This is a genomic window from Streptomyces sp. NPDC101227 (assembly GCF_044767545.1).
Classification (GTDB): Bacteria; Actinomycetota; Actinomycetes; order Streptomycetales; family Streptomycetaceae; genus Streptomyces.
The window spans coordinates 30,677-52,268 of the sequence record NZ_JBIWOD010000026.1; the positions used below are offsets into that span (position 1 = coordinate 30,677).

The 21,592-nt window shown below is 71.9% G+C and carries 18 protein-coding genes and 1 other RNA gene; 3 read left to right on the forward strand and 16 right to left on the reverse strand.

Translation table 11 applies throughout. The annotated features are described in order from the left end of the window. Positions 1-20: 20 nt before the first annotated feature. The 5 genes from ACIRPT_RS37510 to ACIRPT_RS37530 form a co-directional block, all read right to left on the reverse strand. Positions 21-1,454 carry an NAD-dependent malic enzyme gene (locus tag ACIRPT_RS37510; RefSeq protein WP_403510614.1) on the reverse strand — a complete coding sequence of 478 codons (1,434 nt, stop codon included), beginning with the start codon at positions 1,452-1,454 and terminating at the stop codon, positions 21-23. Between the two features lie 507 nt (positions 1,455-1,961). Then, positions 1,962-4,355 carry a HelD family protein gene (locus ACIRPT_RS37515; RefSeq protein ID WP_403835791.1) on the reverse strand — a complete coding sequence of 798 codons (2,394 nt, stop codon included), beginning with the start codon at positions 4,353-4,355 and terminating at the stop codon, positions 1,962-1,964. A 244-nt stretch (positions 4,356-4,599) separates the two neighbouring features. After that, positions 4,600-5,346 carry an anti-sigma factor family protein gene (locus ACIRPT_RS37520; RefSeq protein ID WP_403835793.1) on the reverse strand — a complete coding sequence of 249 codons (747 nt, stop codon included), beginning with the start codon at positions 5,344-5,346 and terminating at the stop codon, positions 4,600-4,602. Then, entirely contained in the window at positions 5,343-5,882 is a 540-nt protein-coding gene (locus tag ACIRPT_RS37525; protein ID WP_403510606.1) for a sigma-70 family RNA polymerase sigma factor, read from the reverse strand. The genes ACIRPT_RS37520 and ACIRPT_RS37525 overlap by 4 nt, the downstream gene beginning before the upstream one ends. Before the next feature lie 186 nt (positions 5,883-6,068). After that, positions 6,069-6,680, reverse strand: coding sequence for a CGNR zinc finger domain-containing protein (locus tag ACIRPT_RS37530; protein ID WP_403835796.1), 612 nt, complete (start codon positions 6,678-6,680; stop codon positions 6,069-6,071). 226 nt (positions 6,681-6,906) lie between these two features. Between ACIRPT_RS37530 and ACIRPT_RS37535 the strand changes: the two genes are divergently transcribed. Next, positions 6,907-7,683, forward strand: a complete 777-nt coding sequence (locus tag ACIRPT_RS37535; RefSeq protein WP_403835799.1) for a class I SAM-dependent methyltransferase — start codon at positions 6,907-6,909, stop codon at positions 7,681-7,683. Positions 7,684-7,741: 58 nt separating this feature from the next. Here the strand turns inward: ACIRPT_RS37535 and ACIRPT_RS37540 are convergent, their stop codons facing one another. The 3 genes from ACIRPT_RS37540 to ACIRPT_RS37550 all read right to left on the reverse strand — a co-directional run bounded on the left by ACIRPT_RS37540 (position 7,742) and on the right by ACIRPT_RS37550 (position 11,662). Continuing rightward, positions 7,742-8,908 carry a uroporphyrinogen-III synthase gene (locus tag ACIRPT_RS37540; RefSeq protein ID WP_403835801.1) on the reverse strand — a complete coding sequence of 389 codons (1,167 nt, stop codon included), beginning with the start codon at positions 8,906-8,908 and terminating at the stop codon, positions 7,742-7,744. A 207-nt stretch (positions 8,909-9,115) separates the two neighbouring features. Beyond that, positions 9,116-10,546, reverse strand: coding sequence for a nitrate/nitrite transporter (locus ACIRPT_RS37545; protein WP_403835803.1), 1,431 nt, complete (start codon positions 10,544-10,546; stop codon positions 9,116-9,118). Between the two features lie 126 nt (positions 10,547-10,672). Next, entirely contained in the window at positions 10,673-11,662 is a 990-nt protein-coding gene (locus ACIRPT_RS37550; RefSeq protein WP_403835806.1) for a LysR family transcriptional regulator, read from the reverse strand. Positions 11,663-11,765: 103 nt separating this feature from the next. On the opposite strand from ACIRPT_RS37550, the gene ACIRPT_RS37555 reads away from it, so the two are divergent. Next, complete coding sequence (locus ACIRPT_RS37555; protein WP_403835809.1) at positions 11,766-13,118, forward strand: MFS transporter; 1,353 nt, start codon at positions 11,766-11,768, stop codon at positions 13,116-13,118. A gap of 99 nt (positions 13,119-13,217) precedes the next feature. On the opposite strand, the gene ssrA is transcribed toward ACIRPT_RS37555, so the two are convergent. The 5 genes from ssrA to ftsE all read right to left on the reverse strand — a co-directional run bounded on the left by ssrA (position 13,218) and on the right by ftsE (position 17,168). Next, positions 13,218-13,587: a transfer-messenger RNA gene (gene ssrA / locus ACIRPT_RS37560) on the reverse strand. A 148-nt stretch (positions 13,588-13,735) separates the two neighbouring features. Further along, on the reverse strand, positions 13,736-14,248 hold the full coding sequence (gene smpB, locus ACIRPT_RS37565; protein WP_403835811.1) for an SsrA-binding protein SmpB: 513 nt from the start codon (positions 14,246-14,248) through the stop codon (positions 13,736-13,738). 18 nt (positions 14,249-14,266) lie between these two features. Then, entirely contained in the window at positions 14,267-15,466 is a 1,200-nt protein-coding gene (locus ACIRPT_RS37570; protein WP_403835813.1) for a S41 family peptidase, read from the reverse strand. Between the two features lie 68 nt (positions 15,467-15,534). After that, a complete protein-coding gene (ftsX, locus tag ACIRPT_RS37575) occupies positions 15,535-16,446 on the reverse strand; it encodes a permease-like cell division protein FtsX (protein ID WP_403835815.1) in 912 nt (303 codons plus the stop codon). A gap of 32 nt (positions 16,447-16,478) precedes the next feature. Further along, the gene (ftsE, locus tag ACIRPT_RS37580; protein WP_403510579.1) at positions 16,479-17,168 is read right to left on the reverse strand and encodes a cell division ATP-binding protein FtsE; all 690 of its coding nucleotides are present in this window, start codon (positions 17,166-17,168) and stop codon (positions 16,479-16,481) included. 294 nt (positions 17,169-17,462) lie between these two features. On the opposite strand from ftsE, the gene ACIRPT_RS37585 reads away from it, so the two are divergent. Next, positions 17,463-17,654 carry a hypothetical protein gene (locus ACIRPT_RS37585; protein WP_403835817.1) on the forward strand — a complete coding sequence of 64 codons (192 nt, stop codon included), beginning with the start codon at positions 17,463-17,465 and terminating at the stop codon, positions 17,652-17,654. Between the two features lie 184 nt (positions 17,655-17,838). Here ACIRPT_RS37585 and ACIRPT_RS37590 read toward each other — a convergent pair whose 3' ends face one another. From ACIRPT_RS37590 to ACIRPT_RS37600, 3 genes are all read right to left on the reverse strand, one after another. After that, on the reverse strand, positions 17,839-18,687 hold the full coding sequence (locus ACIRPT_RS37590; protein WP_403835819.1) for an LPXTG cell wall anchor domain-containing protein: 849 nt from the start codon (positions 18,685-18,687) through the stop codon (positions 17,839-17,841). 352 nt (positions 18,688-19,039) lie between these two features. Further along, entirely contained in the window at positions 19,040-20,146 is a 1,107-nt protein-coding gene (prfB, locus tag ACIRPT_RS37595) for a peptide chain release factor 2 (protein ID WP_403510571.1), read from the reverse strand. A gap of 96 nt (positions 20,147-20,242) precedes the next feature. Continuing rightward, a complete protein-coding gene (locus ACIRPT_RS37600; protein WP_403835821.1) occupies positions 20,243-21,544 on the reverse strand; it encodes a serine/threonine-protein kinase in 1,302 nt (433 codons plus the stop codon). Between the last annotated feature and the right edge of the window lie 48 nt (positions 21,545-21,592).

Here is a 21,592-nt window from a genome sequence, read left to right on the forward strand (position 1 = left end):
TGTCACGCGACGCGCCGGACTCAGAGGGCCGTGGCGGCCGTCACATCGGGGTCGGCGGCCTTGGCCGCTTCCCTTACCGCACCGGCCACCGCGCCCGCAACCTTGTCGTTGAAGACGCTGGGGATGATGTAGTTCGGGTTGACCTCGTCGTCGAGGACGACGTCGGCGAGGGCGCCGGCCGCGGCCAGCATCATCTCGGTGTTGACCGTGCGGGACTGCGCGTCGAGCAGGCCGCGGAAGACGCCGGGGAAGACCAGAACGTTGTTGATCTGGTTGGGGAAGTCGGAGCGGCCGGTGGCCACGACGGCGGCGGTCTGCCGAGCGATGGCCGGGTCGACCTCGGGGTCGGGGTTGGCGAGTGCGAACACGATCGCGCCCTCGGCCATCTTCGCGACGTCGTCGCCGTCCAGGACGTTGGGGGCGGAGACGCCGATGAAGACGTCCGCGCCGACCACGGCCTCCTTGAGGGTGCCGGTGACGCCCTCGGGGTTGGTGTTGTCGGCGATCCAGCGCAGCGGCGAGTCCGGGTCGGCGTCGACCAGGTCGGTGCGGCCGGCGTGCACCACACCGTGGATGTCGGCGACGACGGCGTGCTGGACGCCGGCCGCGATCAGCAGCTTGAGGATGGCCGTACCGGCGGCGCCCGCGCCGGACATCACGACCCGTACGTCCTCGATCTTCTTGCCGACGACGCGCAGCGCGTTGGTGAGGGCGGCGAGGACGACGATGGCGGTGCCGTGCTGGTCGTCGTGGAAGACGGGGATGTCCAGGGCCTCGCGCAGCCGGGCCTCGATCTCGAAGCAGCGGGGGGCGGAGATGTCCTCGAGGTTGATGCCCGCGAAGCCGGGGGCGATGGCCTTGACGATCTCGACGATGGCGTCGGTGTCCTGGGTGTCCAGGCACAGCGGCCAGGCGTCGATGCCCGCGAAGCGCTTGAAGAGGGCCGCCTTGCCCTCCATGACGGGCAGGGCGGCCTTGGGGCCGATGTTGCCGAGGCCGAGGACGGCGGAGCCGTCGGTGACGACCGCGACGCTGTTGCGCTTGATGGTCAGGCGGCGGGCGTCCTCGGGGTTGTCGGCGATCGCCTGGCAGACCCGGGCGACGCCGGGGGTGTAGATCATCGAGAGGTCGTCGCGGCTGCGGATGGGGTGCTTGGACGACATCTCGATCTTGCCGCCGAGGTGCATCAGGAACGTACGGTCGGAGACCTTGCCGAGCGTGACGCCGACGATCTCGCGCAGCTGGGAGACGATCTCGTCCGCGTGCGCGGTGGACGTGGCGGCGATGGTGACGTCGATCCGGAGCTTTTCGTGGCCGGATGCGGTCACGTCGAGGCCGATGACCGACCCGCCGGAGGACTCCACGGCCGTGGTGAGCTGGCTGACCGCGGTCCCGCTGGCCGGGACCTCCAGCCGAACCGTCATCGAGTACGAGACGCTGGGCGCCGTTGCCATGGCCGACTTCCTCTGCTTTCCCTGGTTTTCTCTCTATGCGGCTCCGTGACCCGGGGATGCCCAAGTACGGAGCGCGTTGTCCGATCGTCCCACCTACCAGCCGGTACACGGTAACCAGCTACAAAATTCGGAAAGACATTTCCACCATACGAGAGAGCACGGGTGAGCGGAACCCCCCTCCCCGATCACGGCAAGGCGATTTCCGGCAAGGACCGGGCGGCCGCCGCGCCCACGGCGGCGAAACGACTGCGGGCGCCCCTCCCGGAGGAGAGACGCCCGCAGACTGCTTAATGACACCGACCCGCCATGCTCGCCTCGCGGCAAGTGGTCGCTCGTAGCGACGATGGTTGGGCCCGGGGGCTTGGATCGAGCCGGTGCCGTCACCCAGGCTAACAAACCATCCCGGGAAGCGAATCCCGTCATGGGCAGCCGATTTTCAAGACCCCTCGTACGGCGGCCGGTCCCCTCCCCCGTACGGCGGCGGCGGGCGCCGCCGTACGACGGCGGTCAGTCGCGCAGCAGGTCGGGCACCCCCGCCGCGTCCGGCTCGTCGCGTCCGGTGGAGAGCACCGTCAGCTGCTGGGTGGCGCGGGTCAGTGCGACGTAGAGCACCCGCAGCCCGGCCGGGGACTCATCGGCGATCTCGGCGGGCGAGACCACCAGGGTCGCGTCGTACTCCAGCCCCTTGGCCTCCAGCGAGCCCAGCGCCACCACGCGGTCGCCGAGCCCGGCCAGCCAGCGGCGGGCCTGCTCGCGGCGGTTCATGGCCACCACGACGCCGACCGTGCCGTCCACCTCGTCCAGCAGCCGCGCGGCCTCGGCCGCCGTGGCCCGCGCCAGTTCCTCGTCGGCGGCGGCGCCGGGAGCGCCGGGGCCGCCGGGACCATCGGGTGACGTCAGCGCGAACCGCGGCTCCAGGCCCGTCGAGCGGACCGCGTTCGGCGAGCGCATGCCGGGCATCGCCAGCGCCAGCACCTTGGCCGCCAGCTCGGCGATCTCCGCCGGGTTGCGGTAGTTCACGGTGAGCGTGAAGCGGCGGCGCGGGCGGGTACCGAGGGCCTCGTCGCGGGCGAGGGCGGCCTCGTCCGGGTCGGACCAGGACGACTGCGCCGGGTCGCCGACCACCGTCCAGGTGGCGTGCCGGCCGCGGCGGCCGACCATGCGCCACTGCATCGGCGTCAGGTCCTGCGCCTCGTCGACGATGACATGGGCGTAGTCGGTGCGTTCCTCCTCCAGGCGCTCGCGCCGGCTGCGGCCGCCGGAGTTGCGGTCCGCAAAGGTCGACAGCTCCTCCAGACCGGTCAGATGGTCCAGCGGGTCGGCCTCGCGCGGACGGGCCGGGCGCGCCGGGGCGCCCAGGATCTGCTGGAGCTCGTCCAGCAGCGCGACATCGTGCACCGACAGCGGGCCGCGGCCGTCCGGGCCCACCCGGCGCAGCGAGCGGGCCAGCTGGCGCGCCTCGCGCGGGTTGAGGATCCGGCGGGCCCAGCGGCCCAGCAGGCGCTCGTCGGCCATCGCGGCGAGCACCCCGCGCGGGGTGAGCTCGGGCCACCAGGCGTCCAGGAATTCCTGGAAGTCCGGCTCGGTGCTCAGGTCCTCGTCGAAGCCCTGGCGGACCTCGGCGGCCAGCTCGGGGTCCGTGTAGCGGCGGGCGGCGCCCGACTGCGTCCACAGCGCGTCGAGGATCAGCCGGCGGGCGCGCGGGCGCAGCAGGTTGACCGGGGCGGTCCCGCCGAGCGCGGCCAGCCGGATGTTGCGCAGCTCGTCGGCGGTCAGCTCCAGGCGCCCGCCGAAGGCGACGACGCGCAGCCGGGTGGTGTCCCGCTGCGGATCCCGCGGCTGGTCCAGCGCGCCGCGGGCGGCCTTGCGCAGCAGCTTCTGCATGCGCGCGGAGCCCTTGATGCGGGAGACGGCCGGCGGGTCGTACGCGGTGGCCTCGGCGCCGTCCACCAGGGAGCCCAGCGCCCGGATGGCGACCTGGCCCTCCTCGCCGAGCGAGGGCAGTACGCCTTCGGTGTAGGCGACCAGCAGCGGGGTCGGGGAGACGACCAGGATGCCGCCGGCGTAGCGACGGCGGTCCTGGTAGAGGAGGTAGGCGGCGCGGTGCAGCGCCACCGCGGTCTTGCCGGTGCCGGGGCCGCCCTCGACCTCGGTGACGGAGGCGGCGGGGGCGCGGATGACCATGTCCTGCTCGGCCTGGATGGACGCGACGATGTCGCGCATGGTGTGGCTGCGGGCCCGGCCGAGGGCGGCCATCAGCGCGCCGTCGCCGATCGCGGGCAGCTCGGCGCCGTCCAGGGTGGCGGTGATCTCCGGGCGCATCAGGTCGTCCTCGACGCCGAGGACCTTGCGGCCCTTGGAGCGGATGACGCGGCGGCGCACGACCCGGCCGGGGGCGACCGGGGTGGCGCGGTAGAAGGGCGCGGCGGCCGGCGCCCGCCAGTCGATGACCAGCGGGGTGTAGTCGGCGTCGAGCACGCCGAGGCGGCCGATGTGCAGCGTCTCGGCGATCTCGGCCCGGTTGTCCACGATGGCGCCGTCGGCGGGCTCGACGGAGGTGTACGCGCCGTCCGGGCCCTTCTTGCCGTCCTTGCCGGGGAGCAGGTCGATCCGGCCGAAGAGGAAGTCCTCGTACTCGGAGTTCAGGCGGTGGAGATGGACGCCGGCCTGGAAGACCTGGGCGTCGCGTTCGGCGAGCGCGCCGGGCGTGCCGACCTGGCCGCGTTTGGCGGCGTCGTCCATCAGGAACTCCGCCTCGTGGATCTTCTCCTCAAGGCGCCGGTAGACGCTGTCGAGATGCGTCTGCTCGGCCTCGATCTCGCGGTCGCGTACGGAATCCGCTGCGTGATGGACGGCGTCCGATGCGTGATCCGGCGCGTGCGTGGCGTTCTGCGCGGCCACCCAGGCCCCCTTCTGCTGTGCGTAGGGCAGCCGTCAACCGTACGCGAACGGGGCACCGTACGCATCTGGCCATACGGACAAAAATGGGCGTGTCCGGTCGGATGTTGACCTAGACGTTAACTTCGGCAGAAGTCCAGGTCCTGGCAGATGAGGGTCCCGGATCGCTCCGGGACCCTGTCCGCTCACCGTCGGCACGCCCCGCCCGGCGCCCCCGCGGACGGGCCGGCGGGAGTCCGGGCCGGTCTCAGACGTCCACGCCGGCCAGCCGGTCGCCGTTGAGCGTACGGATTTCGAAGCGGTCGATGTCGCCGCGGTTGAGGGCCGCCCCGCCCGCGGCGAACAGCGGCTCGCTGTTCCATTTGCCGGCGCTGCCCTTGATGCCGTACCCGCCCTTGGGGACCGCCCAGGTGGTGACGGTCTGGCGGCTGCCGTCCTTGCCGACGGCGACCAGGTCGCAGGTGAGCGGCCCCTTGACGCCCGCGAGCTGGAGGACGACCTGGGTTCCCCACGGCTTGGCGGCCATGGAGACGCCCGCCGAGACCTTGGTGACGGGATCGACGGCGGTCACCTTCTCGCCCGCGGCGTACTGCGCGCGGACGGCACTGGCGAGCGGCGGCGCGGCGGGCCGCTCCTTCGGTCCCGCGCCGGTCAGGGCGAAGGTGGCGAGCGGTCCGGCGATGATCAGTGCGGCGGCCGCGGCGACGAGATACAGCCGGCGCCGGCCGCGGCCGCGCCGGGCGGCCGCCACCTCGTCGAGCAGCCCGTCCAGGACGCCGGGTCCCGGTACGGCGGTGATCGTCCCGGGCGTGGGCGCGGTCTCCTTGAACTCGGCCAGCAGCGGGGAGATCGCGAGCAGTTCCTCGAGTTCGGCCGCGCAGCGGTCGCAGCCGGCCAGATGCCGCTCGAACCGGTCCGCGTCGACCGCGTCCAGGACGCCCAGCGCGTAGGCGCCGACGTCGGTGTGCCGGTCCGGCTGCGTGGGCGGGGTCACTCCGTCACTCCTCGTTCTTCCAGCGAGAGCTTCAGGGAGCGCAGCGCGTAGAAGACCCGGGACCGTACGGTCCCCGCCGGAACGCGCAGCGCCTGCGCCGCCTCGCTGACCGTACGCTCCTTGAAGTACGTCTCGACGAGCGCTTCCCGATGGGCCGGGCTCAGATCGCTCAGCGCCTCGGAGATCGTCATCGTGCGCAGCGCCCGGTCGATCACATCGGCCGCCGGCATGGTCTCCAGGGGCGTCGGATCGACCTCCTGGGGCCGGGCCTGACGGCTGCGGTGGCCGTCGATGACGATCCGCCGGGCGACGGTCACCAGCCACGGCCGGATGGAGCCGGTCGCCGCCTGCAGTTGCTCGGCGTTGCGCCAGGCGCGCACCAGCGTCTCCTGCACCACGTCCTCCGCGCGATGCCGGTCGCCCGCCACCAGTCGCAGGACGAAGGCGAGAAGCGGGCCCGCGTGTTCGTCGTAGAGGGCTCGCATGAGCACCTCGTCAGGTGTCGTCCGGTCTGCCACGGCGGCATCCTTGCGCACTCCAACTCCCGGGTCGATAGCGCGGATCACCGGAGAGCGCCCGGGACCATGCCATGAATCGGCCTTGTGGGGAGGGATACGGACGGGGCGGGCGGGATCACTCAGGGCCGGGCGAACATTTTCGGCCAAGAATCCGGCCCGGGAATCCGGTACCGCAGCGCCGGGCCGGGCCCCGCGCCCGGACCGCTACCGTCCGCCCGGCCCGGCGTCCCGGGCGCCGGCGCCGCTGCGGGCCGTCGTCCGCCTGCGGTGGCGCGCCACCCGCTCCCGGTTGCCGCACACCTCGCTGGAGCACCAACGGCGCCGCCGCCCGCGGGAGGTGTCCAGATAGACCAGCGAGCAGCTCTCCCCCGCGCACTGCCGCAGCTGCCCGCGCGCCGTGGCGTCGGTCAGCAGGCCCACGGCGTCGCGGGCCACCGCGGCCAGCAGCCCGGTGCAGTCCGGCGGGCCGGGGAAAGTGCGGGCCAGCGTGCCGTCCCCGGCGCGCACCACGAGGACGGCGGGCGGGCCGGCGGCCCCGGCCGCGGCGTTGAGCCGCGCCAGGTCGGCGTCGGCCGCCCGGCCGCGCAGTTCGTCGTGCACGACCCGGCGCAGCAGCTCGCGCAGCGCCCGGAAGCGGGCGACCCACTGCCCGTCGACGCCGTCCAGGGGGACGCCGCGGGGCACCACGCCCGTGCCGGTCAGCCAGGCCGTCAAGTGCTCGGGGCCGGTGAGCCGTTCGGCGTCTTCGCCGGTGGTGGCCACCAGGTCCAGGCAGATCCGCCCGCAGTCGAACCGCAGGTCATCATGCGCCGCCATGTGCCTGTCACTCCTTAGAGAACCCACGCGGAACGCACGCGTGGACTCCCAGAGTGCCCGGCGGGGGCGGCCGCCGGAACCCTGCGGTGACAGGGCCCGGCCCACGGGCCGCTCGCGGGCACCGCAAGTGGGCGTGTCACGCAGGCCCTTTGCGCGGGCACAGACCCTTTATGTAGACACCCCATGTAGACACTTCGCGTATACATCTCATGTATAGTCCGGCGGCATGTCGCCCACATCCCTGCGCAAGAACCGCGCCAGCCTGACGCACAAGATCGGTTACGCGGTGCGGAACCCGGCCCGCATCACCCCGTACGTCAAACGCACCGCACGCGACACCTGGCTGCGCCTCAAGCACCCCCACCACGTGGACTACTACCGGGCGGTGATGGCCTCGGACACCGGCCGCAACCCGGAGGCCGCGGTCGGCAGCCGCACCCATGAACGCTGGCTGGCGCTGGGCGAGATGCAGTTCGACTACCTGAGGGAGCACGGCCTGCGGCCCGGCCACCGCATGCTCGACATCGGCTGCGGCAACCTACGGGCCGGCTGGCGCTTCATCGCCCACCTCGACGCCGGCAACTACTACGGCATCGACATCTCCCCGGACATCCTGATATCCGCGAAGCAGACCCTGACGACGTACGAACTCCAGGACAAGCTCCCGCACTTGACGATCACCCGGAACCTCAAGCTGGACTTCCTTCCGGCGGCCCACTTCGACGTCGTCCACGCGCACAGCGTCTTCTCGCACTCGCCGATCGACATCATCGACGAGTGCCTGGCGCATGTCGGCCGGATCCTGGCGCCCGGCGGCTTCTTCGACTTCACCTTCGACCGCACCGAGGGCACCGAGCACCAGGTGCTGCGCGAGGACTTCTACTACCGCACCGAGACGCTGCTGCGACTGGCCCGGAAGCACGGTCTGGAGGCGCGCTTCATGGAGGACTGGGAGACCCGCAAGCACGGCCAGTCCAAGATCCGCGTCAACAACCCGGCCTGAGGCCCGCCGCCCGGGGCCGGGTCCCTGGCGTCCGTCCCGCCCCGCCCCGCCCGCCCGGTCAGCTTCCGTCGTACTTCCCGGTCTCCGCATGCGGATCGAGCGACAGCCGGTACCCGCGTTTGACCACCGTCTGGATCAGCTGGGGCGCACCCAGTGCCACCCGCAGCCGGGCCATCGCCGTCTCCACCGCATGCTCGTCCCGGCCCGCGCCCGGCAGCGCCCGCAGCAGATCCGCGCGGGAGACCACCCAGCCGGGGCGGCGGGCCAGGGCGCGCAGCAGCGCCATCCCGGCGGGCGGCACCGGGCGCAGCTCGCCGTCCACCACGGCGGCGTGCCCGCGGATCTCGACGCGGTGCCCGGCGACCGGCAACGCTCTTGCCCGGCCCGGCAGTTCATGGCACAGCAGCTGCACCAGCGGCCCCAGCCGGAACCGCTCGGGCTGGTGGGTGGGGACGTCATGCGCCTGGAGCGGCAGCGCGGTGACCGGCCCCACGCACACCGCCAGCACCTCCTGCCGCAGCGCCGCCAGCACCTCCTCCTGGATACCGCGCTCCTCGGCACGGCGCAGCAGCGAGGCGGCGGCGGGGGCGCTGGTGAAGGTCACCGCGTCCACGCCGCGGCCGATGACCGCGTCCAGCAGGCGGTCCACCGGGCCGATGTCCTCCGGCGGCATCCAGCGGTACACGGGGACGCCCACGACCTCGGCGCCGTCGGCCCGCAGCGCCTCGACGAACCCCGGCAGCAGCTCCCCGTGCAGCTGGATGGCCACCCGGCGGCCCGAGACGCCCTCCGCCAGCAGCCGGTCGAGGACCTCGGCCATCGACTCGGAGGCCGGGGACCACTTCTCGTGCAGCCCGGCGGCCCGGATCGCGCCGCGCACCTTCGGGCCGCGGGCCAGCAGCTCCACGCCGGCCAGCCGCTCCAGCAGCGCCTCGCCCAGCCCCCAGCCCTCGGCGGCCTCCACCCAGCCGCGGAAGCCGATGGCGGTGGTGGCCACGACCACGTCCGGGGCGCTGTCGATCAGGTCCTGGGTCGCGGCGAGCAGCTCGGTGTCGTCCGGCAGCGGGACGATGCGCAGCGCGGGGGCGTGCATGACCTGGGCGCCGCGCCGCTCCAGCAGCGCGCCCAGCTCCTGCGCCCGCCGGGCCGCGGTGACCCCTACCGTGAACCCGTCCAGCGCCCGCACGGCGGCCGGGCCCTCGTGGTCTTGCTGCTCATCGTGCATGGTCGTCCGTCCCGCTCCGCCCACAAGGGTGTGCTGCGTCGTCTCCCTGCCGCCGCGGCTCGGGCGGCACGGGGTGCCAGGGTGCAAGCCTGCCAACGGCTGATGACAGGCCCGGTCCCCCAGTATTTCCCGTCTGTTACGGCCACCCCTTCCGCCCCACCCGCCGACCACCGTGGCCCATGGGGCTCCGGTGGCCGGCGGGACGCATCAGACCTCGGCGTACACCGGCCGCGCGGCCCCCTCGTCCGCCTCCGGCTCCGCCGCGGCCCGCCCGCGCGCCGCGGGGCGCAGGTATACGGCCCAGGTCACCGCGCCGCACACCACGTAACAGACCAGGAACGCCACAAAGGCCGGCGTCCCCGACCCCGTCACCAGGAACGCCTGCCGGAACGCGAGATTGATGCCCAGCCCGCCGAGCGCCCCCACCGCCCCGATCAGCCCCATCGCGGCCCCGGACAGCCGCCGCCCGTAGGCCGCGGCCGCCTCCCCCTCGAGCCCCCGCCGCAGCGCCTGGGCCTGGAAGATCCCCGGAATCATCTTGTACGTCGACCCGTTGCCGAGCCCCGTCAGCACGAACAGCGTGATGAACCCGACGAGGAACACCGGCAGCGACCGCTGCGCGGAGGCATAGATCACCACTGCGGTGGCCGCACCCATGGCGGCGAAATTCGCGAGCGTGATCCGCGCGCCCCCGATCCGGTCCGCCAGCCGTCCGCCGACCGGCCGCATCAGCGACCCCAGCAGCGGCCCGATGAACGTCAGCGACGCCGCCTGCAGCGGTGTCCGCGCGAACTGGATCTGCAGCACCAGCCCGAACGCGAAGCTGTAGCCGATGAACGACCCGAAGGTGCCGACGTACAGCAGCGCCATCACCCATGTGTGGCGCTCCTTGGCCGCCTCGACAGCGGCCCCGGTGTCATTGGTCACCGGCGCCAGATTGTCCATGAACAGCGCCGCCAGCACCGCCGCGGCCACGATCAGCGGCACATACACACCCAGGACCAGCTGCGGCCGGTCGGCCCCCGCCGTACCGATCACCAGCAGCCCCAGCAGCTGGATCACCGGCACCCCGATGTTCCCGCCGCCGGCGTTCAGCCCCAGCGCCCAGCCCTTCTTCCGCAACGGATAGAAGGAGTTGATGTTCGTCATCGACGAGGCGAAATTCCCCCCGCCCACACCCGTCAGCGCCGCCACGACGAGGAAGGTGGTGTACGACGTCCCCGGCGTCATCACCAGCGCCGCCGCACCCGTCGGTACCAGCAGCAACAGCGCGCTGAACACCGTCCAGTTACGCCCTCCGAACCGCGCCACCGCGAACGTGTACGGCACCCGCAGCACGCCGCCCACCAGCGTCGGCACCGCCACGAGGAAGAACTTTCCGGCCGGATCCACCCCGTATTCCGGCCCCATGAACAGCACCATCACCGACCACAGGCTCCAAATGGAGAACCCGATGTGCTCGGAGAAGACGGAGAACACCAGATTCCGCCGCGCCACCCGCTCCCCGGTCTCCGCCCAGAACTGTGCGTCCTCCGGCTCCCACCGCTCGATCCAGCGCCGTCCCCGCCGCGTACGACCACCGCTACGGCTCCCGCTGGGGGCACCGCCCGCCGCGTCCGTGCCTACCTCGGCCGTCATCCCGCCTCCCATGTCCCTGGCTCCTGCTTCCGAAGCTAGGGACGGCGGGTTTCCCCCCGATGCCGCCCGATGACACCGGCGAAACCTTGCACTCACGGGGCGCGGCGGAAGCCCGTGAGGGGCGGGTCAGCCCGGGGACGTACGGGAGAGGCGCCCCATCACCCCGGCGTCCTCCTCCGGGAGCCACCACGCCTCCCCCGGAGGCGCGCGCCACCCGTCCCGTTCCCCGAGTTCCCGGGCCACGGCGCGCAACGCCTCCAGCCCTGGATGGCGCAGCCCCCGCCGCCACACCATCGACACCGGCGACAGCGGAACCGGATCCACCACCGGCCGCAACACCATCCCCGGCACCTCAATGAACTCCACGCTCGCCAGCACCGACCAGCCCCGCTTCCGCACCACCCGCACGAACTCCTCGGGCCCCTCGATCTCCGGGAACGGCTCGGCCATCGCGATGCCCCGCCCCTCGAAGAGCCGCGCCGCCAGTCCCGTCCACTCGGCGGTCCCCGCGTTCCCGGCGCCCGCGTAGAGCGTCTCGCCGGCCAGCTCCGCGAGCGGTACGGCGGACCGAGCGGCCAGCGGATGGTCGTCCCGCAGCAGCACCGCCATCGGCTCCAGTCGTACGGGCTGGTGGTCGAGCTCGGCCCGTACGCCCGCCGGGAGCCCCGCGAACCGCCCGAACGACACGTCCAGCCGCCCCGCCGCCAGCTCCCCCGCCGCCCCGGTCAGCCCGCTGTGAAAGCGGGCGACCAGCTCGCAGCTCTCCGGCACCCGCTCCCGCGCCTCGGCCAGCACCCGGAACGCGGTCCCCACCGGCGCCCCGACATCCACCAGCAGCGGCCGCTCGGCGGCGCCCCGGAACGCGGCAACCAGCTCGTCCTGCGCGCTCAACACCCGCCGCGCATAAGGGAGCAGCCGCTCACCCTCCGCCGTCAGCGCCACCTGCCGCGTGGTCCGCACGAACAGACCGGCCCCCAACTCCCGCTCCAGGCGCCGGATATCGCGGCTCAGCGCCTGCTGGGCGACATAGAGCCGGGCGGCGGCCCGGGTGAAGTGGAGTTCGTCGGCCACCGCAACAAACGCCCGCAACAGCCGGGGCTCCACGTCGTACGCCATCGCGCCAGCCTTCCAGCCGCCCCGCCAACTCACAACCCAGATGCGTGAATAGGTCGCCACCAGGTGTTGGACGTCCCCCGGCGCCGTCCACGACGGTAGAGAAATGATCCTCTTCCTCGCCGCCCGCCCCGTGACCGCCCCTCCCGTACGGCCCGCCGCCCCTGCACCTGGTGCACGGCGCGGCGCCCGCGCGCGCCGCCGCCGCACGCCCCGCCGCCACCCCCTCGCCCCGTACCGCCGGATCTTCTCCGTCCCCGGCACCCGCGCCTTCACCGCCGCCAACCTGCTGGCCCGGCTCCCCATGGGCATGCTCAGCGTCAGCGCGGTCCTGATGATCGCCGGCAGCCGTGGCTCCTACGCGCTGGCCGGAGCCGTCACCGCAACCGGACTGGCCGCGACGGCGGTCGTCGGCCCGCTGACCGCCCGCCTCGTCGACCGGCACGGCCAGGCCCGCATCGCCGTCCCGGCCACCGCCCTCGCCGTCCTCGGCTCCCTCGCCCTCCTCCTGTGCGTCCACTACGACGCCCCCGCCTGGACCCTCTTCGCCTCCTACGCCGCCACCGCCACCACCCCCAACACCGGCGGCATGTCCCGCGCCCGCTGGGCCCACCTCTTCCGCGACGACCCCGCCGCGCTGCACACCGCCAACTCCTTCGAACAGTCCGCGGACGAACTCTGCTTCATGCTCGGCCCCGTCCTCGCCACCTTCCTGTGCACCGCCCTCTTCCCCGAGGCCGGCACCGCCGTAGCGATCACGCTCCTGCTCTCCGGCGTCCTCCTCTTCGCCGCCCAGCGCCGCACCGAACCCCCCATCGCGCCCCGCGCCCCGTCCCGCCCCCGCTCCCCGCTCCGCCTGCCCGGCCTGCCGCCGCTCCTGCTCACGTTCCTCGCCACCGGCGCGATCTTCGGCTCCCTCGAGGTGGTCACCCTCGCGTACGCCGACGACCACGGCGTACGCCCGGCCGCGGGCGCCCTGCTCGCCCTCCAGGCAGCCGGCTCCTGCACCGCAGGCCTCCTCTACGGACTGCTGCGCCCCGCCGGCCGGGCCGGGCACCACCCACCGCACCGCTTCCGTCTCTGCGTGGGCGCCATGGCCACCCTCATGCCGCTCCCGCTCCTCGCCGCCTCGACCGGGGGCCTGACGGCGCTGGCCTGCGCGCTGCTCCTGGCGGGGATGGCCACCGCCCCGACCATGGTCACCGGCATGGGTCTGATCCAGTCCCGCACCCCCGCGGACCGGTTGAACGAGGGCATGACCCTGGCCGTGACCGCGCTGCTGAGCGGTATCGCGGGCGGTTCGGCGGCGGGCGGCTGGGCCGTGGACCACCTCTCCGGACCGGCCCCGGGCCCCGGTCTCGCCTACGCCGTTCCTGCTACGGCCGCCGCCCTGGCCCTCGCCATCACCCTGATCACCACCCGCACCGGCCCGGCCGCCCTCCCCACCGACGCCGCCTGACCGGGCCCGTGCACCGGCGATGGCAGGCGGACGGCGGGCGGGCAGACAAAAAGCCGCTGCCCCGCGAGGATCCTCGCGGGGCAGCGGCTTACATGGGATGAGTGGAGATGGCGGGAATCGAACCCGCGTCCAACGGTGCAGAATCAGGGCTTCTCCGAGTGCAGTTCGCTGCGATTTTCTCGGCCCCGGAGATCACGCGAACAAGTCTCCGACGGGCCCAGCCACTGTTTGATTTCCTTCTAAACCCCGTGACCGGGTCTAGAAGTTTAGTTCCCTAGCTGATGCCAGGATCCGGGTCGGGAACAGCCCCGGGCTGACACTTCGCAAGTCGCTACTTAGGCAGCGAGGGCGAAGGAATCGCGCTTGGTGTTGGCGATTATTTGTTGCGACATATGGTTAACGAGATCATTGCCGCTTCCTCGACTCGCTTCCCCTGCTTCGACATCCGCTGTCGAAACCGATCATCCCCATGTTGATTTATCAAGCCGGCGCCTACACCGGGGCGCCTGCACCCTCCGTGGGGTGCCTGGCCATCGTACGTGACCAACCTGTGCCGTTGCCAGCGTATTCCCCGGGAGTGCCGTCGCAGGGCGGCCGCGGGGCCGTCGCGCTACCGCTCAGGCCACCCGCTGGCGCCGCCGGGCCGCGGAGATGGCGCGGTCCGTCTCGCGACGGTCCTGCTGCTCGCGGAGGGTCTGCCGCTTGTCGTATTCCTTCTTGCCCTTGGCCAGCGCGATCTCGACCTTGGCCCGGCCGTCCTTGAAGTAGAGGGCCAGCGGCACGATCGTGTGGCCGCTCTCCTGGATCTTGGACTCCAGCTTGTCGATCTCGTGGCGGTGCAGCAGCAGCTTCCGCTTACGGCGGGCACTGTGGTTGGTCCAGGTTCCCTGGGCGTATTCAGGGATGTGGACGTTGTGCAGCCACGCCTCATTGCGGTCGATCTGGACGAATCCGTCCACCAGCGACGCCCGTCCCTGCCGCAGCGACTTCACCTCGGTGCCGGTCAGCACCAGGCCACACTCATAGGTGTCCAGAATGTGGTAGTCGTGCCGCGCCTTCTTGTGCTGGGCCACGAGCTTGTGCCCGGGGTCCTTGCCCTTTTGCTTGGTCTGCTTAGTCTGCGTAGTCATCGTGTTGCCATTTTCGCACTACGAGCCGGTACCGAGGCCACTCATTACTGTGCGGGCCCGTTTTTCCGCATGGTCCTCGGCGATCAGGTCGGGGCTGATGCCCCGGCCGTCGACGGCCCGGCCGGACGGGGTGCGGTAGTGGCCGACGGTGAGCTCGGCGACCGAGCCGTCGGGCAGCCGGCTGGGCATCTGGACCGAGCCCTTGCCGAAGGTCGGGGAGCCGACGACGATCGCCCGGCCGCGGTCCTGAAGGGCGCCGGCCAGCAGTTCGCCGGCGCTCATCGTGCCGCCGTCGACGAGCACGACCAGGGGGATGCGGGTGTTGCCGCCGGGCTCGGCGTACAGGGCCCGCTGGCTGCCGCGGACGTCGTAGGTGGCGACCAGTCCGCCGTCCAGGAAGGCGGAGGCGGCGGAGACGGCCTCGGTGACCAGACCGCCGGTGTTGCCCCGCAGATCGAGGAGCAGGCCGCCGTGCGACGAGGCCCGGCGCACCGCCCGGCGCACCGCCTCGCCGGTGCCCTGGGAGAACGCGGCGACCTTGACACGGGTGGGCCCGTGCGGCCCGGCGGGGGGCACGACGGTGACGTTCTGGCTGCTCAGGCGGGTGCGGTGCAGGGTCGTGCGCCAGTGGCGGGTGCCGCGCTGGAGGTCGAGTTCGACGGGGGTGCCGGCGCCCCCGGCGGGCTCGCCGCGCAGCCCGGCGACGATCTCGGTGACCGGTCTGCCCCGGACGGCCCGGCCGTCGACGGCGCGCAGCCCGTCGCCGATGGCGATCCCGGCGCGCTCCGCGGGGCTGCCGGGCTGCACCCGCGCCACCCGGATCCGGCCACCGTCGGCCTGGCGTACCCACAGGCCGACGCCGACGTAGGAGCCGCCCAACTGCTGCTCGAAGTCCTTGAACTCGCCGGGTGTGTAGATCGTCGACCAGCGGTCGCCGCTGCGGCTGACCACATCGGCGGCGGCCTGCGAGCCGGACTTGCCGTCCTCCATGGCCTGGGCCGCGGCGCGTTCGACGGCCGCGCGGTCGGCGGTGCGGCTCTTGGCGTCTTCCGCGACGGACACCGTGGCGCCGGACCCCGTCCGTCCCGCCGCGCCCTCGGCCCGGTCGCCCCAAGTGCCGGTCGCCACACCCGTGGCGAGCACACTCGCGAAGATCAACGTCAGGGCTGCCCCGCGGCGAATGCGGCGGGGCCGGTCGTACGAACACGGGCCCGACATGCCGGTGAGTCTAGGGGACAAAGGGGCGCCGTACGGTGAGTTGACCGTACGGCGCCCCTTGGCAAACCTCACACCTTGAGATACTTGCGCAGCGCGAAGAACGCGGCGAGCGCGGGCATCAGCAGCCCGATCAGCAGGACCAGCGGCAGCACCTGCGCCACCGAGTCCCAGCCGATGAAGTTGATCACCTGAATCTTCTGGGCCAGCCAGTTGTTGATGAGGACGGCCTTGCCGCCGACGATCAGCACACACGCGAAGACGGCGCCCAGCAGGCCCGCGATGGCGGCCTCCAGGATGAACGGCATCTGGATGTAGAAGCTGGACGCGCCCACCAGCCGCATGATCCCGGTCTCCCGCCGCCGGCTGAACGCCGACACCCGGACGGTGTTGACGATCAGCATCAGCGCAACGACCAGCATCAGCCCCATCACACACAGCGCGGCGATGTTCATGCCGTTGAGGAGGTTGAACAGCGGCTCAACGGTGTCGCGTTGGTCCTGCACCTCCTGGACGCCGGGCCGCTCGGAGAACGCCGACTTGATGACGTCGTACTTCGCGGGGTCCTTGAGCTTGACCCGGAAGGACTCCGGCAGCTGGTCGGGGGTGACCAGTCCGGCGACGGGCGTGTCGCCGAACTGCTCCTTGTAGTGCTTGTATGCCTGGTCGCTGGTCTCGTGCTGCACGTTCTGCACGATCTTCAGATTGTGCAGCTCGGCGAGGATGTCGTTCTTCTGCTGCTGGGTGGCCGCGCCCTTGGCGCAGTTGGCACCCGTTTCGGCGTCGTTCTTGTTGCAGAAGAAGATGGAGACGTTGACCTTGTCGTACCAGTAGCCCTTCATGGTGCTGACCTGGTCGCGCATCAGCAGCGAGGCGCCGAACAGGCCCAGTGAGAGGGCCACGGAGACGATGACGGCAAAGGTCATCGTGAGGTTACGGCGGAGACCGACGCCGATCTCCGACAGGACGAACTGGGCGCGCATGGCGTCCTTTCAGTGCTGGGGGCCGTACACGCTTAGTGCTGGTAGCCGTACACGCCGCGCGACTGGTCGCGGACGAGCCGGCCCTTTTCGAGTTCCATGACCCGCTTGCGCATCTGGTCGACGATCTGCTGGTCGTGGGTGGCCATGACCACGGTCGTCCCGGTGCGGTTGATCCGGTCCAGCAGCTTCATGATGCCGACCGAGGTCTGCGGGTCGAGGTTTCCGGTGGGCTCGTCCGCGATGAGCAGCATCGGGCGGTTGACGAAGGCCCGCGCGATGGCGACGCGCTGCTGCTCGCCGCCGGAGAGCTCACCGGGCATGCGGTCCTCTTTGCCACCGAGGCCGACGAGTTCGAGGACCTCGGGCACCGTCTTGCGGATCTGGCCGCGCGGCTTGCCGATGACCTCGAGGGCGAAGGCGACGTTCTGCCCCACCGTCTTGTTGGGGAGCAGCCGGAAGTCCTGGAAGACGGTGCCCACCTGGCGCCGCATCTGCGGGACCTTCCAGTTGGACAGCTTCGCGAGGTCCTTGCCCAGCACGTGCACGGCGCCATGGCTGGCGCGCTCCTCACGCAGGAGCAGGCGCAGGAAGGTGGACTTACCGGAGCCCGAGGAACCCACCAGGAAGACGAACTCGCCGCGTTCGATCTCCAGGGAGACATCCCTGAGGGCGGGGCGGCTCTGCTTCGGGTAGGTCTTGGAGACGTTGTCGAATCGGATCACTGATGCACCACGGTCGACTGGGTAGGGGCACGGTTTGCCGTGTTGCGGCTCCCGTCGGTGTGCGTGACCATACGCGAACCTCGTGATGCGGCGTAGTCGCCGCCGTGGGTTGGTGCGTTTATTCACGGCATCTAGCCGGACATTCTCGGCATCTGGGTGGCCGATCGCGGGTACGCGGAGCGGGCAAAAGGAGCACAATCCCGCGGGGCGCGCCGTTCCGCCCGGAAGCTGGCACAGTGGTAGGGGGAACCAATGCGCCTTCCGGTGCGTTGGCGCAGTGAAGAAGGAGGTCGCATGACGTACGACCGATTGGTGTGCGCCAATTGCGCGGCCCCTGTGAGCGAGGGCCGCTGCCCTGTGTGCCGGGCCAGCAGAGAACGGCTTCAGCAGCAAGAGGGCATATTCGGCCAGCTCAGCCCTGTGGCGCTGGTGGCCCTGCTGGTCGCGCTGATCGCGGTCGCGGTACTGCTCCACCAGGCCGTCTGACCCGTCCGGGCCCGCCGGGGACCGGTACGCGGCAGGGGACGCGGCGCCAGGGGCCACGGAGGCGGACCACGTGACGTGACCGGGTGCGACCATTCGTGTACGTACCGGCGGGAACGCCGGGCTGAAACGCCGGAGGGCCCGGGGCGCTGGTGCGCCCCGGGCCCTCCGTTTGTGCGTGTCAGCGTCAGGCCGCGGCCGCGCCGCCACCGTTCTTGTTGATCAGACGGGGCAGCATACGGAAGCCGACACCGCCCGCGATCATCGTCGCCGCACCGATGAGCAGGAAGGTGGTACCGGAGGAACCGGTCTCCGCCAGCTCTCCGCCCTTCGCCTGCTGCTTGGCCTGGCCGGGGGTGTTGGACATCCCCTCCTTGCCCTGGCCCGGCTGCTCGATCGGCTTGGAGCCCTCGTTGTCGGTGCCGGTGCCGGTGCTGTCGCCACCACCGTTGTCGCCGCCACCGGTGCTGTGACCGCCGGTCTGGCCGCCGTTCTGACCACCGGTGCTGTGACCGCCGGTCTGACCGCCGTCCTGGCCGCCGTTCTGGCCGCCGCTGTTCTGGCCGCCGTTCTGACCGCCGTTGTCGTGGCCGCCGTCCTGGCCGCCATTGTCCTGGCCGCCGCTGTTCTGGCCGCCGTTGTCCTGACCACCGTTGTCCTGGCCGCCATTGTCCTGGCCGCCGGTGTCGGTGCCGCCGTCGATGGTGCCACCGTCGTCGGTGCCGCCGTCGGTGGTGCCACCGTCGTCCTGGCCGCCGGACTGGCCGCCGTCGACCACGCCGCCGATGGTGCCGCCGGTGGAGTCGTCGCCGCCGTCGCCGCCGGTGTCGCCGCCGGTGTCACCACCGGAGGAGTCACCGCCGGTGTCGTCGCAGAACAGGTGCAGCGGGTCGAGCGGGCTGCAGTTGTCCTCGACGGCCTGGCTCTGGCCGGTTCCGGCCGCAGAGGCGGCGCCGGCGGCGGTGAGCGACGCACCCGCCGCGATCACCGCACCGGCTGCAATGCGCGCTACGCGCAGCCGCGTCTTCTTCGTCATGTACTGCTACCCCCAGTAGCTGAACTCGTCATTGGAGCACCGCTGTACGGGGCGAGATCCGATGGGGGTACGCGAGTCACGGCCCCGCACAGCGGGCAGGCCACTCATCTCCCCGTTCAAACACGCGCCCCAGACATACGCATGCCGCGCCCAGCCTTCCCAGTTCGGCCAACATCGTCAAGGTCGAATAAAGTCCCGATGCCCGAATTGCTGTGTGTTGGGCGGTACATGGACATACGACTGTGACCAAACCGCCGAAGCGAAAACAACTGCCTCCTCGAGGGAGACAGTTGTCCGGGCATCAGATGCGCCGTGGATCCGCCGTGGATCCGGCCCCGGGAGGGCCGAGCGGCTACTTCTCCTGCTGCTTGCGCCAGCGGATGCCGGCTTCCAGGAAGCCGTCGATGTCGCCGTCCAGCACGCCGGAGGGGTTGCCGACCTCGAACTCCGTACGCAGGTCCTTGACCATCTGGTAGGGGTGCAGGACGTACGAACGCATCTGGTTGCCCCAGGAGTTGCCGCCGTCGCCCTTGAGGGCGTCCATCTTGGCCTGCTCCTCCTGGCGGCGGCGCTCGAGCAGCTTGGCCTGGAGGACGTTCATCGCCGAGGCCTTGTTCTGGATCTGCGAGCGTTCGTTCTGGCAGGAGACGACGATGCCGGTGGGAAGGTGCGTCAGCCGGACCGCGGAGTCCGTGGTGTTCACGCCCTGGCCACCGGGGCCGGAGGAGCGGTAGACGTCCACCCGCAGATCGGACTCGTCGATCTCGACGTGGTCGGTCTTCTCGACGACGGGCAGCACCTCGACGCCCGCGAAGGAGGTCTGGCGGCGGCCCTGGTTGTCGAACGGCGAGATGCGCACCAGGCGGTGCGTGCCCTGCTCGACGGAGAGGGTGCCGTAGGCGTACGGAACCTGGACGGCGAAGGTGGTCGACTTGATGCCGGCCTCTTCCGCGTACGAGGTCTCGTACAGCTCGGTCTTGTAGCCGTGGCGCTCGGCCCAGCGCAGATACATCCGCTGGAGCTTCTCGGCGAAGTCCGCGGCGTCCACGCCACCGGCCTCGGCGCGGATGTTGACCAGTGCCTCACGGGCGTCGTACTCGCCCGACAGCAGCGTGCGGACCTCGAGCTCGTCCACCGCCTTGCGGACGGCCTCGAGCTCCGCCTCGGCCTCGACGCGGGCGTCCTCGTCGTCCTCGGCCTCGGCCAGCTCGAAGAGCACCTCGAGATCGTCGACCCGGGCGCGCAGATCATCGGCCCGGCGCAGCTGGCCCTGGAGGTAGGACAGCTGGCTGGTGATCTTCTGGGCGTTTTCCACGTCGTCCCACAGGGACGGCGCCGCGGCCTGCTCCTCGAGCACGGCGATATCGGCCCTCATCTTGTCGAGGTCCAGGACGGCCTCGATCGACCCCATGGTCGAGGAGAGGGACTTCAGCTCTTCGGATACATCGACGACTGCCACGCACCCAGCCTAACGGCTACCGCCGAGAGTGTGTCCCGGCCGGGGCGGTCGGACCCTCCGGGCCCGCGGTCGCAGGGGCCGGAGGGTCCGTGGCGGTCAGGGGGCGTCGGGCTGGTGGACGCCCGGCCGGGCGTCTCCCGGATCGTCGTCGCCCGAGGCCAGCCAGCCGCCGAGGCCGGCCGCCACGAGCACCGCGGCGGCCGCCGCGCCGAACCTGATCCGGCGGCGGCGCACCGCCTCCGGGGCCGAGCGGTGCCGCGCGGAGCCGGCCCGGCGCTGGCCGGAGACCCTGGGCGTCCGGGCGGTGCCGTGCGCGCCGCCCGCGAGTTCGTCGGGTCCGGGGACGCGCATGCTGGTGTGCGTGTCGCGGTTGGAGTCCGGCGCCGCGCCCTGGACCAGCGGGACCGCGCCGCGCGGCGGGGTGTCCTCGGCCTGGGCGGCCGGCGGGTAGTCGCGGGTCCCGGTGGCGGGCGCGCCCTCCGAGTCGTTCTCCGGCTGCTCGCCGTCGGGCTCGTCGATGTCCAGCGGCGGGATGCCGGCCAGGCCCGGGAGCATCTCGCGCAGCCGGGCGGCCAGCTCGGGGGCGCGCAGCCGGGAGGCGGGGGCCTTGGCCAGGCACTGGAGCAGCAGCTGCCACAGCTCGTCGGGGATGCCGGGCAGCGGGGCGACGCTCTCGGTGACGTGGCGGCGCAGTACGGCCCCGGGGTGCCCGCCGCCGAAGGGGGTGAAGCCGGCGAGCAGCTCGTACAGGACGGTGGCCAGCGCGTAGACGTCCACGGAGGCGCGCGGCGGCAGGCCCTCGATGATTTCGGGGGCGAGGTAGTCGGGGGTGCCGATGACCTTGGTCGAGCGGAGCGCGACGGGGCTCCCCCCGGCCGGGGGCTGGGGGAGGGTCCGGCGCGGCGAGTCCACCAGGCGGGCGATGCCGAAGTCGGTGAGCAGCGCGGGGTGCGCGCCACCGGGGCCGAGCGCGCCCTGCATGTCCAGGAGGACGTTCTCGGGCTTGACGTCGCGGTGGACGATGCGTTCGGCGTGCGCGGCGGCGAGGCCGTCGGCGACGTCGGCGACGATGGCGACGGCGGCCTCCGGGGCCAGCCGTCGCTCGCGCTCGAGGCGGGTGCGCAGGTCCGTACCCCGTACGAGGTCCATGACCAGCGCGAGGTCGTTGCCGTCGACGACGAGATCGCGGACGCCGACGACATGCGGGTGCTCCAGGCTCAGCAGCGCCGTACGCTCCTGCACGAAGCGGCCGACGAGCTCCTGGTCGGAGGCGAGGTCCTCCCGCAACAGCTTGATGGCCACGGCCCCTTCGGGACCCTCGCCCAGCCATACCGTGCCGGCGCTGCCGCGCCCCAGGATCTGGTGAGCGGTGTACCGGCTGCCGATCTTCCGTGCCAAGACTGCTCCGACGTGTCGGGCCCCCGAGCGTCCTGCGGGGGCTGAAGT

Excerpts from the sequence above, each read along its gene's own strand:
- ACIRPT_RS37510 (WP_403510614.1), bottom strand. The coding sequence starts at position 1,454 with ATGGCAACGGCGCCCAGCGTCTCGTACTCGATGACGGTTCGGCTGGAG.
- ACIRPT_RS37530 (WP_403835796.1), bottom strand. The coding sequence starts at position 6,680 with ATGGCGGCGCATGATGACCTGCGGTTCGACTGCGGGCGGATCTGCCTG.
- ACIRPT_RS37535 (WP_403835799.1), top strand. The coding sequence starts at position 6,907 with ATGTCGCCCACATCCCTGCGCAAGAACCGCGCCAGCCTGACGCACAAG.
- ACIRPT_RS37540 (WP_403835801.1), bottom strand. The coding sequence starts at position 8,908 with ATGCACGATGAGCAGCAAGACCACGAGGGCCCGGCCGCCGTGCGGGCG.
- ACIRPT_RS37545 (WP_403835803.1), bottom strand. The coding sequence starts at position 10,546 with ATGACGGCCGAGGTAGGCACGGACGCGGCGGGCGGTGCCCCCAGCGGG.
- ACIRPT_RS37550 (WP_403835806.1), bottom strand. The coding sequence starts at position 11,662 with ATGGCGTACGACGTGGAGCCCCGGCTGTTGCGGGCGTTTGTTGCGGTG.
- ACIRPT_RS37555 (WP_403835809.1), top strand. The coding sequence starts at position 11,766 with ATGATCCTCTTCCTCGCCGCCCGCCCCGTGACCGCCCCTCCCGTACGG.
- smpB (WP_403835811.1), bottom strand. The coding sequence starts at position 14,248 with ATGACTACGCAGACTAAGCAGACCAAGCAAAAGGGCAAGGACCCCGGG.
- ACIRPT_RS37570 (WP_403835813.1), bottom strand. The coding sequence starts at position 15,466 with ATGTCGGGCCCGTGTTCGTACGACCGGCCCCGCCGCATTCGCCGCGGG.
- ftsX (WP_403835815.1), bottom strand. The coding sequence starts at position 16,446 with ATGCGCGCCCAGTTCGTCCTGTCGGAGATCGGCGTCGGTCTCCGCCGT.
- ACIRPT_RS37585 (WP_403835817.1), top strand. The coding sequence starts at position 17,463 with ATGACGTACGACCGATTGGTGTGCGCCAATTGCGCGGCCCCTGTGAGC.
- ACIRPT_RS37590 (WP_403835819.1), bottom strand. The coding sequence starts at position 18,687 with ATGACGAAGAAGACGCGGCTGCGCGTAGCGCGCATTGCAGCCGGTGCG.